At 43.1% G+C, this 12,294-nt stretch carries 15 protein-coding genes; all 15 read left to right on the top strand.

Annotated features, from left to right (window positions below; genetic code table 11):
• Positions 1-10 precede the first annotated feature (10 nt).
• The 15 genes from E0E36_RS25175 to E0E36_RS25110 all read left to right on the top strand — a co-directional run bounded on the left by E0E36_RS25175 (position 11) and on the right by E0E36_RS25110 (position 12,194).
• Entirely contained in the window at positions 11-352 is a 342-nt protein-coding gene (locus E0E36_RS25175) for a DUF4133 domain-containing protein (protein WP_130858255.1), read from the top strand.
• Between the two features lie 9 nt (positions 353-361).
• Complete coding sequence (locus tag E0E36_RS25170) at positions 362-2,815, top strand: TraG family conjugative transposon ATPase (protein ID WP_130858254.1); 2,454 nt, start codon at positions 362-364, stop codon at positions 2,813-2,815.
• Between the two features lie 53 nt (positions 2,816-2,868).
• Positions 2,869-3,552 (top strand): conjugal transfer protein TraI, encoded by a 684-nt coding sequence (locus E0E36_RS25165; protein ID WP_242627395.1) that lies wholly within the window; start codon positions 2,869-2,871, stop codon positions 3,550-3,552.
• Positions 3,536-4,222 (top strand): hypothetical protein, encoded by a 687-nt coding sequence (locus E0E36_RS25160; RefSeq protein WP_130858252.1) that lies wholly within the window; start codon positions 3,536-3,538, stop codon positions 4,220-4,222. Before E0E36_RS25165 ends, E0E36_RS25160 begins: the two co-directional genes overlap by 17 nt.
• A gap of 46 nt (positions 4,223-4,268) precedes the next feature.
• Positions 4,269-4,868, top strand: a complete 600-nt coding sequence (locus E0E36_RS25155) for a TerB family tellurite resistance protein (RefSeq protein ID WP_446686259.1) — start codon at positions 4,269-4,271, stop codon at positions 4,866-4,868.
• A complete protein-coding gene (gene traJ / locus E0E36_RS25150; RefSeq protein WP_130858250.1) occupies positions 4,865-6,076 on the top strand; it encodes a conjugative transposon protein TraJ in 1,212 nt (403 codons plus the stop codon). The genes E0E36_RS25155 and traJ overlap by 4 nt, the downstream gene beginning before the upstream one ends.
• A 20-nt stretch (positions 6,077-6,096) precedes the next feature.
• Entirely contained in the window at positions 6,097-6,708 is a 612-nt protein-coding gene (gene traK, locus E0E36_RS25145) for a conjugative transposon protein TraK (protein ID WP_013663559.1), read from the top strand.
• Entirely contained in the window at positions 6,705-6,932 is a 228-nt protein-coding gene (locus tag E0E36_RS27865; RefSeq protein ID WP_041387017.1) for a hypothetical protein, read from the top strand. The genes traK and E0E36_RS27865 overlap by 4 nt, the downstream gene beginning before the upstream one ends.
• A gap of 26 nt (positions 6,933-6,958) precedes the next feature.
• Positions 6,959-8,044 carry a conjugative transposon protein TraM gene (gene traM / locus E0E36_RS25140; RefSeq protein ID WP_165447078.1) on the top strand — a complete coding sequence of 362 codons (1,086 nt, stop codon included), beginning with the start codon at positions 6,959-6,961 and terminating at the stop codon, positions 8,042-8,044.
• A gap of 83 nt (positions 8,045-8,127) precedes the next feature.
• The gene (locus E0E36_RS25135; protein ID WP_130858248.1) at positions 8,128-9,111 is read left to right on the top strand and encodes a hypothetical protein; all 984 of its coding nucleotides are present in this window, start codon (positions 8,128-8,130) and stop codon (positions 9,109-9,111) included.
• Between the two features lie 146 nt (positions 9,112-9,257).
• Entirely contained in the window at positions 9,258-9,434 is a 177-nt protein-coding gene (locus E0E36_RS25130) for a hypothetical protein (RefSeq protein ID WP_013663556.1), read from the top strand.
• Positions 9,435-9,564: 130 nt separating this feature from the next.
• The gene (locus E0E36_RS25125) at positions 9,565-10,020 is read left to right on the top strand and encodes a hypothetical protein (protein ID WP_130858247.1); all 456 of its coding nucleotides are present in this window, start codon (positions 9,565-9,567) and stop codon (positions 10,018-10,020) included.
• A gap of 534 nt (positions 10,021-10,554) precedes the next feature.
• Positions 10,555-11,067, top strand: a complete 513-nt coding sequence (locus E0E36_RS25120) for a hypothetical protein (RefSeq protein ID WP_130858246.1) — start codon at positions 10,555-10,557, stop codon at positions 11,065-11,067.
• A 52-nt stretch (positions 11,068-11,119) separates the two neighbouring features.
• A complete protein-coding gene (locus tag E0E36_RS25115; RefSeq protein ID WP_130858245.1) occupies positions 11,120-11,302 on the top strand; it encodes a hypothetical protein in 183 nt (60 codons plus the stop codon).
• On the top strand, positions 11,280-12,194 hold the full coding sequence (locus tag E0E36_RS25110) for a DUF932 domain-containing protein (RefSeq protein WP_130858244.1): 915 nt from the start codon (positions 11,280-11,282) through the stop codon (positions 12,192-12,194). The genes E0E36_RS25115 and E0E36_RS25110 overlap by 23 nt, the downstream gene beginning before the upstream one ends.
• Positions 12,195-12,294: the final 100 nt, after the last annotated feature.

Genomic DNA, 12,294 nt, shown 5'->3' with positions numbered 1-12,294 from the left:
AGAGCAGACTATGAGCGGCATTTATTCCATCAACAAAGGTGTTTCGCAGCCAATTGTGTTCAAAGGCCTCAAGGCGCAGTATATTATCTATCTGGCAATAGGGCTGGTTGTTCTTCTGATTCTCTTTGCGTTATTGTATATCATGGATACCAGTCTGTTGATCGTTTTACCCCTGATTCTGATGCTGGGCACAGCACATTTTTTATTGGTTTTTCATTTAAGCCACCGCTTCGGAACGCACGGCCTGATGAAATATCTGGCAAAGAGAAGGCTGCCCCACACCATACGATTCCGCTCGCGCCGTCTATTTACTTCTTTAAATGCACACACGCATTCCGTTAACCATAAATAAAAAAATGATATGATAGCCGAAGCAACAAACATATTTCCTATTTACAAAGTGGAGCACGACTGTATACTCAGCAGACAGGGAGATATTACGGTAGCCTATGAACTGACCCTGCCCGAGATTTTCACTTTATCGGAACGGGATTATACGGCTTATCACAGCACCTTTGTCAAGGCAATCAAGGTACTGCAAAACCATACCGTCCTACATAAACAGGATTGGCACACACAGGCGAGCTATAAAGCAGACTACGAAGGAAAGGATGGTTTCCTTGCCCGTAGCAGTGAAAAGTTTTTTAATGAACGACCTTATCTGGCTCATTCCTGCTATCTTTTCCTGACCAAAAAGCCAAATGGGCGCAAGCCTGCCACATCCGCTTATAACAATCTTTTACGGAGGACGATTGTTCCGGCGCAAACCGTGGACGAAAACCTTTTCCAACATTTTCTGGACAGCGCGGGGCAATTCGAACGGATATTAACAGATAGCGGATTTATTAGGCCGAGGCGATTGAGAAATGATGAGTTAGCGGGAACGTCGGTAAAGGCAGGGATTATGGAACGTTACTGTTTTCTGTTAACAGAAAACGAGCAGTCGATAGTACGTGACATTAATCTGCAAAATGGTTTGAAAATAGGTGACCGGTACTGTCAGCTGTATACACTTGCTGATACCGAGAACCTTCCTGCCCTGTGCGGAAGCAGGATCAACTATGAAAAATACAGTACAGATCGGACCAAGTTCAGTATTGGTTTTGCAAGTCCATTAGGGCAGCTCTTAAATTGTAATCATATTTACAACCAATATATACTGATCGAAGATCCGCAAAAAACGATCAAGGCGCTGGAATCTAAAAAGCTCCGGCTACAATCTCTTTCGATGTACAGCAGGGAAAACGCCCTGGCAATGGAGGCAGTCAACGGCTTTCTGAACGAGGCCATCGGTGAGCAGCGGCTGCCTATTAAAGCGCATTTCAACGTGCTGGTATGGTCGGATAAACCGGAAGATGCAGAACTTAGAAATCAGGTCAGTTCGGCACTTGCTCAAATGGACTGCACGGCCAAACAGGAGACAGACGGCATGGCCCAGATATGGTACGCCGGAATGCCCGGAGCAGGGGCCGATTTTCCCATCAATGATACTTTTGACAGCTTTGCCGAGCAGGCTGCATGTTTCTTCAATCTGGAAACCAACTATAAAGATAGCATCAGTCCGTTCGGTATCCGTCTTGGAGACCGGATAAGTGGTCGACCCGTGCATGTGGATATTTCGGACGAGCCCTGGAAACAGGGATGGATCACCAATCGGGCAAAATTTATATTGGGTCCTTCGGGTTCGGGAAAAAGTTTTCTGACCAACCATTTCATGCGGAGCTACCATGAGCAGGGTGCACATATCATTATTGTGGATATTGGCCACAGCTATAAGGGATTGTGCGATCTGGTAGGCGGTTACTATTTTACTTATTCGGATGATGACCCCATACGTTTCAATCCTTTCTATCTGCCTGAAGGTAGCTCGCTCGACACCGAAAAAAAAGAAAGCATTAAGACCTTGCTGTTATCCTTATGGAAAAAGGATAGCGAACCTTACAAAAGGTCCGAGTATGTTGCGATATCCAATGCCCTAACCTTTTACTACGCTTACTTAGACGAAAATCCCGACATCTTTCCTTCATTCAACAGCTTTTACGAATTTCTCTTATCCGAATATTCGCCGGTACTTAAAGAAGCGCAGGTAAAGGAAAAAGATTTTGACCTGGGGAGTTTTCTTTATGTACTCAATCCTTACTACAAGGGTGGGGAGTTTGATTACCTGTTGAACGCCAATGAAAATCTGGACTTACTTCATCAACGGTTCATTGTGATGGAACTGGATGCAGTGAAAGACCACCCCGTGCTTTTTCCTGTGATTACCCTTGTCATAATGGAAATGATTATATCAAAGATGCGGAAAATACCGCAGATCAGGAAAGTTGTGCTGCTGGAAGAAGCATGGAAGGCAATTGCAAAAGATAGTATGGCCGAACATGTGCGCTACCTATGGAAAACCATGCGCAAGTTCTTTGGTGAACCTATCGTAGTGACGCAGGAAATCGAGGACATTATCAGTTCGCCCATCGTAAAAAATGCCATCATTAATAATTCTGACACGAAGATATTGCTCGATCAGTCCAAATATGCCAACAAGTTTGAGCAGGTACAGGAACTGCTGGGGCTTACGGATAAGGAGAAAGCACTGGTGCTATCCATGAACAAAGCTAACGATCCCGACCACTCGTACAAGGAGGTGTTTATCAGCCTTGGTGGACACAGCAAGGTCTACCGTACCGAAGTATCACCCAAAGAGTATTGGACCTATACCACGGAGGCCAGTGAAAAGGTAAAGGTACAGGAATACGCCCTGCGATATGGTAGTATGCAGAAAGGTATTGAGATGCTTGTCAAAGAAACACTCGGTCAATAATGAATAAGCTAATGAAAACTATAAAAAATTTGACGCACAAAATCAGGAAGATTATGAAGAAGTATATGATTATGCTTCCCCTTAGCGCCGCCACGTTGTTTGTAGGTGTACCGAAAGGGGCCAGCGCACAGATTGCCCTAGCGGAAGTGATCCGCACGGGCGTAAAAAGGGTCATCAAAGCGGTAGATCTAAAGATACAACGCTTGCAGAACGAAGCGATATGGCTACAGAATGCCCAGAAAGTATTGGAAAATCAGCTTTCCAAGCTGAAACTCACCGAAATTGCCGATTGGACGGAAAAACAGAAAGAACTCTACCGTAAATACTATCAGGAACTTTGGGAAATCAAATCAGCTGTTACCTATTACAAACGCCTGAAAGAACTCACGGCAAAACAGGTTGAACTGGTCAATGAATATAAGTGGGCATGGAATCTCTTTAAACGTGATAAACATTTCTCGCCCGAAGAGATTTCCGTTATGGAGAAAGTTTATTCAGGGATACTGGATGCAAGCGTCAAAAATGCGGATGAGCTTTTATTAGTGGTGAACAGCTTTAAAACACAGATGTCGGATGCCGCCAGACTGGAAATCATTGCCGGTGCAGCCGATAAAATCGATCGGAACCTTACCGACCTGAAAAAATTCAATCACGAAAACATTAAACTGAGCATCCAGCGGGCAACCTCATTGGATGAAGTGGTCACCTTAAAAGAGATTTATGGGATACAGGAATAAGCTATCGGTATTTTACAGTGCGCTGTTCAGCGTATTATTGTGCTGGATTGCAATATTGCCACTTTCTTCTGTGAACAATATTGCCCAAGCCCAAACATTCTCGGAGTTTTTTAAACAGAAAAAGACGCAGAAAAAATACCTGTTGACACAGATTGCAGCCTTGCAGCTTTATTCGGGCTATGTAAGAGATGGTTATAATATTGCGCGTTCAGGACTGCAAACGGTAAAGGGTTTTACTGGTGGGGAGTTCAGTCTCCATAATGCCTTTATCAGCTCATTAAAAACTGTAAGCCCCTTCATCAGAAACCATATAAAAGTGGCTGAAATCATCGCTTTCCAGCTTACCATCAGCAAACTGTTTAATATGCTCGAAAGGGACAATGGAGACCTTTCAGTTTCACATAAGGCCTATATCGAAAAGATTCACGCTAAGCTGTCGGAGGATTGTAGCAGGGATATGGAGGAACTGTTCCTGATTATTGCTCCCGGTAAAATCGAAATGACAGAAGCTCAGCGCTTGCAGCGGTTAGATAAGGTGTTTACGTCTATGCGTGACAAGTTCTCATTTGCCCAACATTTCGCGGGACAAGTAAATGTTTTAAAAGAACAGATAAGATCAGAATTAAAGTCCGTGAATCAAATCCACCATATGTATGAAACAGCTAATTGAAAAAGGCAGGTATTTTCTCTTTGCGGTAGCTGCTTACTGCCTAACAATGGCATTGCCCTTACGGTCATCTGGGCAGTCTACCGAAATACAGCAATTGATCCTCAATGCAGAAAAGTTGAGCCAGTTCAAAAACATTTTAAGGGATATGAAAACGGGTTATGATATAATCAGCAATGGTTATAATACGATCAGGAATATAGCAGAGGGCAACTTTTCCCTGCATACCGTTTTTCTTGATGGCCTGATGCTGGTCAGTCCCGAAGTGAAAAAATATGGACGGATTGCCGACATCATCAGCTTGCAAGGTAGGATCAATTCGGAATATCGATCCGCACTATCACATTTCAGAAGTTCGGCAATATTCAACTCCGGAGAATTGGAATATATGGCTAATGTGTACGGAAGGCTATTGAACCAGAGCAAAGACAACCTGGAGGATCTTCTCCTGGTGATCACTTCCTCTCAATTGAGAATGAGCGATGAAGAGCGTCTAGCGCAGATCGACCGTATTTACAACGACATACAGGATAAGTTACTTTTCCTCCGGAAATTCAATGAATCAGGTAATGTATTGCTGGCGCAGAGGAAAAGAGAAATAAATGATATCAAAGGTATCAGTCAATTTTTTAACGGTAAAAACCCATGAAAAAAATTAAACTTGCGGCCGTCCTGTTGGCGGTTGTCGCACTTGTCTTCCCGCTTGCCAGTCGCGCGGATATTGCCCAGACCTTGGGCGGCATGCAGCCCGTACTGGACAGTGTGCGGGACGACATGCAGCCGTTAAGCGGAAAACTCATCGACGTTGCGCGTGCCATAGCTGGTTTTGGCGCCCTCTGGTATACCGCCAGTCGTGTATGGCGCCAGATTGCGGCCGCTGAATCCATCGATTTTTATCCGCTTTTGCGTCCATTCGGTCTTGGTCTTGCCATTATGTTTTTTCCCGCGGTTATCGATCTGATGAACGGTGTACTGCAACCGACTGTGCTTGCCACTGGGGCAATGGTCAGAGACAGTAATGATGCAATAATAGCACTCCTGAAACAAAAAGAGGCGGCAGTAAAAAAATCCGATCTGTATAATATTTATGTCGGAGAAGACGGTAACGGCGATCGTTCCGAATGGTATAAATACAAGTATCCCGAAAACGAGAACGGCTCCGGCGAGGGACTTTTGGAAGGACTGGGCCACGATATGCAGTTCTGGATGGAGAAACAATCTTACAATTTCCGCAATTCGGTAAAGCAATGGATGAGTGAGGTTTTGCAGGTTGTTTTCGCAGCTGCTTCTCTGTGCATCAATACGATCCGGACATTTTTCTTGATCGTGCTCTCCATACTAGGGCCCTTTGTGCTTGGTATAGCGGTCTTTGATGGTTTCCAGCAATCGCTTGTCCAATGGCTTGCCCGGTATATCAACGTCTTTTTATGGCTTCCCATCAGTAACATATTCGGAAGTATACTTGGCAAAATTCAGGAGAATATGCTCAAAATAGATATCGGACAGATCGGCCAGTCAGGTGACACCTTTTTCAGTACCTATGATACCGCTTACCTGATATTTATGCTGATCGGAATTGTAGGGTATTTCACTGTTCCCAATGTAGCTAACTACGTGGTGCAGGCAGGAGGAGCCAATGCGATGTTGCAGAAAGTAACCAGTATCGTAACCACTTCGGCCATGGCCGCGGGAGGTTTGGCGACAGGTGGGGCTGCTGGTGTAATGCAGGGAGGTTCCAACATCTTACAGGCCGGAAAACAATATTCCGGGCAGCAGGAAGGTTCGGGCTCATATGGTGCATCAGGTACAATGGGAAAAGGAGGAGCCTACCTCTATGACAAGCTTTCCGGTAAATAATTCAAATTAAAGACAAGCCTATGTTTACACAGTTCAGAAATATTGATACGGCCTTCAGGCATATAAAAAGGTTCAGTATCGCCCTGATATTGGCCAATGTTCTGACAGTCTGTTTCTGTGCCTACAAAAGCTATCAGATGGTAGAAGCAGCTCAGCAACGGATTTATATTCTATATAACGGGAAGGTGATGGAAGCCCTTGCAACACATAGGCAAGGTAACCTGCCTGTTGAGCTACGGGATCATATCAAAACGTTCCACTATTACTTTTTTAACCTCATTCCGGACGATAAAGCCATAGAGACCAGTGTTTCAAAGGCATTTTATCTCGCGGACGAGTCTGCCAAGAAGCAGTATGACAACCTGAAGGAATCGGGTTATTACAACAACCTGATCTCGGCCAATATCTCACAGGAAATTGAGGTGGACAGCACCGTGCTTGATATAGACCAATATCCCTACACATTTATCTGTTATGCTACCCAAAAGCTCACCCGCTCAACCAGCACGGCATTGAAGAGACTGGTCACCAAAGGGAAAGTACGCGACTTAAAGCAACAGACCGATAATAACCCACATGGCTTTCTGATAGAGCATTGGGAAGTCCTCAAAAACGAAAACCAGTTGCCATGAAACTCTACAGGAAACAACAGGATAGGAAGCAGCAGCAACATGAACAGGATGAAACGGCTTACCGGATAGCGATGAAAATCGTTAAGGGACAACAACGGTTTGCTTCCTTTTTGAATAAAAAGGCCAGTGGCTTACCCCGATGGGTTTTGCTATCCGCTTTCCTCTTATGCTTTCTCTCTATTGGAGCTTACTGTATTTACCTGTTGGTCCGGGCACTGAATTGAAATTGATCATCAAAAAAAACAATATCATGATAGAACAGGAAAAAAAGAGAGACACCCGTAAAATATGGCTTTTCTTGCCATTGCTCGTAATGCCCTTTTTGGTATTTGCATTTTATACATTAGGGGGCGGTAAGGGAACAAAGGACGATGCTCAAATCGAAAAAAAAGGCATCAATACGGAATTACCTAATGCTGCATTCAGGCAAAAAAATCAACCCCGTGATAAGATGGATTTTTACCGGCAGGCGACGAGGGATGAGGAAAAAAAGCAGGAGGGTATTGAAAATGTCATAAACAGGCTGGGTTTCTCGCCAGAGGAAAATCCAAAAGCCGAGGAAATTGATGAAAAGCTAAAAGCAATCCGGCAGGAAATCAGCAGGCCACAAGAAAAACAGAAAAAATTTCCTTTTGCGGTTGTAGCTGAAAATCCAATGGTGGAACCAAGACCCAAATCAGAGATGAACAGCGAAGTAGATCGGCTGGAATCTTTGATGAAAAGCATGCATGCAGACAGCTCTGATGATAGAGAGGTGGAGCAGCTCAATGGACTACTCCAGACGATTCTGGATATTCAGCACCCGGACCGGGTCAAAGAAAAGCTCCAAAGCGAAAAAGAGATGATTGCAGCCGAGGATAGCCTTTTCAGGGCAATACCGGCGATCATTACCAATAAACAAAAAGTAGTACAGGGAGCTACGGTAAGGCTTCAGTTGCAGGATAGTATGGTCATCAAGGGCCATCATATTCCCAAAGGCTTTTATCTGTTCGCTACCTGCCGGATAGCGAATCAACGGATTATGCTAAATATCCGCAATATCCGTTTGGGAACATCGATTATCCCCGTAAACCTAAGCGTTTATAGTCTCGATGGAATGGAGGGTCTTTACGCTCCCGAAGCGGTCATCACGGAAGCCGCAAATCTTGGGACGGACAATCTGGTGCGTGGAATTGGTATGTACGGGCTAGATGGCTCCATTGCCACGCAGGTAGCGGGTGCCGGTATGGAGGCCGCTAAAAACATAATCAGCAAAAAAGTTCGCAAAATAAAGGTTAAGGTAAAAGCCGGGGAGTCTGTACTCTTAAAGAACAATGATTTAAAAAACACTAGATAGGTTGGAAGAGCCCGCCCTCCTAAAAGGAGAAGAAAACAACCATTTCATATTTAACAATATCCGTAAATTAAAAATTAAATGTTATGAATCTGAACAATTTAGAAGATAGAATCGACGAAGCTAAAAACCTTGGTTTTAGCCCAAAAACCATTGCACAGATTGAAGAAAATATCAAATTGGGTGTTCCCGAATTTAAAGCATATGACAGTATGCCTGCAACGGCAAAAGGACAGATTGATTTTACGCTGCATTACAAAAAATCCAGCCAATCGGATTTCTATTATTTCAACAAATTTGACGCCGTACACAATAAGGTCGACCCACTGGAGATCGGTCAGAAATATATGGTTATCCTCAAAGGCGAAGATGGCAAAAACATAGTCAAGAAGCTTGATAACGTTAATGAAGCTATTGAACTGTTCAAAAAGCAGGAAGGAAACGCCGAACTTGCTATCGGAAAAGACCCTGCCCATAAAAGTATGGTTGCCAACATGGAGAATGGAAAGGTCAATTTTGTAGCAAAAACTTTCCAATCTGCCTATTATGCCAATCCCATACCACAGACATTTTACGTAGAAGAAGGAAAAGGATTCAATAAGGAACAGGCAGGAAATCTGGTGCAGGGACGTGCCGTGTACCGGGATGATCTGTTGAATATACAGGGTATGGTTTATAAAGCGTGGGTGATGCTGAATACTGACAAGCCCCGTGACAGGTACAATAACCTGACGACAAGGATATTCCACGATCCGAGTTATGGTTTTGATCTTAAAGAATCACTCAAATCATTTAATATCAAAGATCTTGAAAATCCAGAAAGGGCGGAAAAGATTTTTACAGGAATCATGAACGGAAATAGGGAGCTTGTAAAAGCGGAGAAAGCCAGTGGAGAAACGGTTAATGTTTATGTAGAAGCCTCGGTAAGGTTTCGTAAAGCCAATTTCTTCCTTGAAAATGGTAAACCTGAAAAACGGGAAGAATTTTTAAAGCCGGGAATAAAAGCCGAACAACAGAATAAAGTATCCAGGGAAAATAAGCAGGAAAGAGCGGCAGGTATTGCCCGGTAAAGTGATTTGCCGTATTTTAGGGTTTTGAACAATAGATTTGGTTACCGGCCAAGCCTATTGTTCGGTATTAACACAATTATAATCACAAAGATTTGGGGGCTTTTCAAAACGAGCTCTATATCTCAATCTTAAAAACAATCTGTATCATGGAAAAATTTGCAACACTGAAAGAACTGATCGCATCTGCTGAAAAAGATGCACAGGCATTTTATGAGAAAGGAAACAAAGCAGCAGGTACGCGTCTACGGAACGCGCTCCAGAAAACAAAAGCGTTGGCGCAGGAAATACGCAACGAAGTTACTGCAAAGAAGAACGCCAAGTAGGTTTCTTAGTTAAGAAGAAAAGCCACACCATAGTGGCTTTTTTTGTATGCTAACATACCCTGTTTCGAATAATACTTTCTTATCTTCTTGTTTAATACTTATGTTTGATTTGTAGTCTAAACTCCTGATTATGAAAGTATACAAAAAAGTTAGATGGATCGTTTTGCTATCTGTTTCATCTTTTACGTTTTCCTGTTCATCACCAAAGAAGGGGGAATCAAATTTACAAGATCAGCTAATTGGTAAATATGCATCTCAAAGTGAATCCATCTTTGACTATTACAAAGATACGGTGGAAATCAAATCAGCAGATGAAGGGAAATTTGATGTTCAGGTAATAGCCCATTGGAGCAATGCAAAAAAGGATGACCCCAAACGTCCTATGAATAAAGTTGCCGGGGTGTGGAATAAGGGAAAGCCGGGATCTATATTGGTTGCGGATTTTCAGACCAGTGATACCACGCTGCGTATCGTAGGTCAGCTAAGAGGAGGTGTGAAAATTCTCAAATTTAATCTTGATAAAGCAATAATGGAATGGCCAAGAGATGATGGTGAAACACTGATCTATACAAAAGTCAGCGATTGAGAATATAGTACCATCAACTTTTTTATATAAACTTCTGTAAAATGCAAGAGGATAGCCGCTTCTTCGTGCCTTGAAGCCGCTATCCTCTTTTTTTTGCAACAGGGAGCCTCGTTCCTCGGCCGCCAGTTGCTTTCTGTTTAGGTCAAACCCTTTGTTTAATATTCCTTTAACCCATAAAACGCTTAGTGATTGCGTACCCCCGGCGATTCGTTAGCAAAAAAATTAAACAATCCCCACCCGAGCAAGCCTGCCCGTTGGTTTGCTCGAAAAAAATCTTCCTCGCTCGTTCCTCGCGAGCGTATTTTTTTCGGCAAAGCCTTGCACGGATGGGGATTCTATTAAGGTGAGGCTGCTTAACAATTGCCGGAGGGCCCCTGCGCCCGAAGGACTTAAAAGTTAGGCGCTATGAAAAAAATTAAAGGCAGAAGCCCGCCATTGATGACAGGCAGCAGCAGAACGAAGCGGCTTTCCGCTCGCTCTGCTCCAGAAAAGAAATTACACAAACAGAATTATTGACATCAAAAAATAGAAATTATGAAAACTATAGAAATAAATAGCAAAAGCAATTTGGAGAATATTGTAAAGAACAGTGTGCAAAATGGAGTTAAACCACAGGACAATGTAAAACCTTCTTTGCCTCAGGAAAAACAGCAGGATAAGACTATAGATACAAAAAAAGAAGCTTCTTCAATAGCTGAACAAAAAGAGCCGAAAGCGGCAGAAACAGCTCCAAAACTGGAAAAACTTGCACTGAACTTAGAAAGCACCTTGAAGCTTGTGGAAGAATTGCACCGTCGAAAAATCCAACGGGATAAGCTGATCGATACTATTGATACACTTAATGCTTTTGAAGTAGCGCAGAAAGACGATGCGGAAGAAACCGATAGCAACCATTTTCAGGGCTGCGTACTATCGATCGGGGACGATAAGCGGAGAGAGTTTATCACTAAAAACCCTTACATCATCAAAAAGGTAGCCGAATACATCAACACGCTTTGTATGGATAGATTAGCCGAGATTGAAGGTGAAATTCAACTACCTGCTTAGTTATGGATGCCCCTTGTCATTTACGGCGAGGGGCAAATTAATTACCCATGTTATGGAAACAGCATTTTTAGAGTATTTGGACGGGCTTTATTGGGAAGGTTACGGCGAAGTATTCAGAGAAGAAAACCCTAGAGAGTTTCAGGTTCAGTTAACGGCTTTTATCTGTGAGCATGCAACAATGACCGAAAACCGTAAAATAAAAATTAGAGGAAATGGCACACAATATAAATTATAATTCAGAAATGGGAGAACATTCTTTTTTCAGTGTGAAGGAAATCCCCTGGCATGGCCTAGGTACAATATTGCAGGATTACCCCACAAGCGAGGAAGCCATAAAATATGCGGGGCTTAATTATGAAGTTGCAAAATCACCCAATAAGCAGGTTTTCCCGAGCGGAAAAGAACAGTTTTCGGAAAACAGTTTTTTTACCTATCGAACCGATAACGAGGAAGTTTTAGGCGAGAACGTCGGCAAAGATTATGAAGTTGTACAGAACGTTTTCGCATTCGAATTTTTTGATAGCATTGTCGGGGCAAAAAATGGGATTCTGTATGAAACGGCCGGTGTATTGGGAAAGGGAGAACGCATATTTATCACAGCTAAATTGCCTGACTTTATCAGGGTTGGCCGTGATGATCTGATAGATCAATATATTTTCCTTACCACTGCGCATGACGGGACAAATAGTATTACGGCTGCATTTACACCGATCAGGATCGTTTGCAATAATAGTCTTAATGCTGCCCTTCGGGCAACAGAAAGGATAGTTAAAATACGGCATACAGTCAGTGCACATGAAAAGCTAAAAAAAGCGCATAAGCTGTTAGGGATCAGCCATACAGTTGGTTGTGAGCTTCAGGAAATTTTCAACCACTGGTCAAAAATTCGCATAACTGATACCAATGTCAAACGCTTAATACAGCTGGCCTTAGCTTCCAATAAAGAAGCACTGGACAAGATTTATAGTAACAGGGAAGAAGAACTATCGACCCAGTTCAATAAAAAGATTGATGTTGCTTTAGAATATGCTTTTAATAATCCTTCTCAGACTGATCCAACCACAAGGGGGACGCTGTATGGCTGTTATAATGCGGTTACAGATGCGCCCGTACTGGATGTGCAATAAATATACCTGTAGCGAGGTATTAGGCGAGTGTTCTTTGAAGCCTATCATCAACCGACTTATCTGGAAGGGAAACTGGACAGGGAGTGTAGCATGTCGGTGA

The organism is Olivibacter jilunii, from assembly GCF_900607235.1.
Classification (GTDB): Bacteria; Bacteroidota; Bacteroidia; order Sphingobacteriales; family Sphingobacteriaceae; genus Olivibacter; species Olivibacter oleidegradans.
Note: the sequence above shows the minus strand (reverse complement) of the source record. Positions and strands in the feature narration are given on the sequence as shown.

Coding starts and splice junctions, on each gene's coding strand:
- E0E36_RS25155 (WP_446686259.1), top strand. CDS start 4,269: ATGGCATTGCCCTTACGGTCATCTGGGCAGTCTACCGAAATACAGCAA.
- E0E36_RS25115 (WP_130858245.1), top strand. CDS start 11,120: ATGGAAACAGCATTTTTAGAGTATTTGGACGGGCTTTATTGGGAAGGT.
- E0E36_RS25170 (WP_130858254.1), top strand. CDS start 362: ATGATAGCCGAAGCAACAAACATATTTCCTATTTACAAAGTGGAGCAC.
- E0E36_RS25160 (WP_130858252.1), top strand. CDS start 3,536: ATGGGATACAGGAATAAGCTATCGGTATTTTACAGTGCGCTGTTCAGC.
- traM (WP_165447078.1), top strand. CDS start 6,959: ATGATAGAACAGGAAAAAAAGAGAGACACCCGTAAAATATGGCTTTTC.
- E0E36_RS25130 (WP_013663556.1), top strand. CDS start 9,258: ATGGAAAAATTTGCAACACTGAAAGAACTGATCGCATCTGCTGAAAAA.
- E0E36_RS25175 (WP_130858255.1), top strand. CDS start 11: ATGAGCGGCATTTATTCCATCAACAAAGGTGTTTCGCAGCCAATTGTG.
- traJ (WP_130858250.1), top strand. CDS start 4,865: ATGAAAAAAATTAAACTTGCGGCCGTCCTGTTGGCGGTTGTCGCACTT.
- E0E36_RS25120 (WP_130858246.1), top strand. CDS start 10,555: ATGAAAACTATAGAAATAAATAGCAAAAGCAATTTGGAGAATATTGTA.
- E0E36_RS27865 (WP_041387017.1), top strand. CDS start 6,705: ATGAAACTCTACAGGAAACAACAGGATAGGAAGCAGCAGCAACATGAA.
- traK (WP_013663559.1), top strand. CDS start 6,097: ATGTTTACACAGTTCAGAAATATTGATACGGCCTTCAGGCATATAAAA.
- E0E36_RS25125 (WP_130858247.1), top strand. CDS start 9,565: ATGAAAGTATACAAAAAAGTTAGATGGATCGTTTTGCTATCTGTTTCA.
- E0E36_RS25165 (WP_242627395.1), top strand. CDS start 2,869: ATGAAGAAGTATATGATTATGCTTCCCCTTAGCGCCGCCACGTTGTTT.
- E0E36_RS25110 (WP_130858244.1), top strand. CDS start 11,280: ATGGCACACAATATAAATTATAATTCAGAAATGGGAGAACATTCTTTT.
- E0E36_RS25135 (WP_130858248.1), top strand. CDS start 8,128: ATGAATCTGAACAATTTAGAAGATAGAATCGACGAAGCTAAAAACCTT.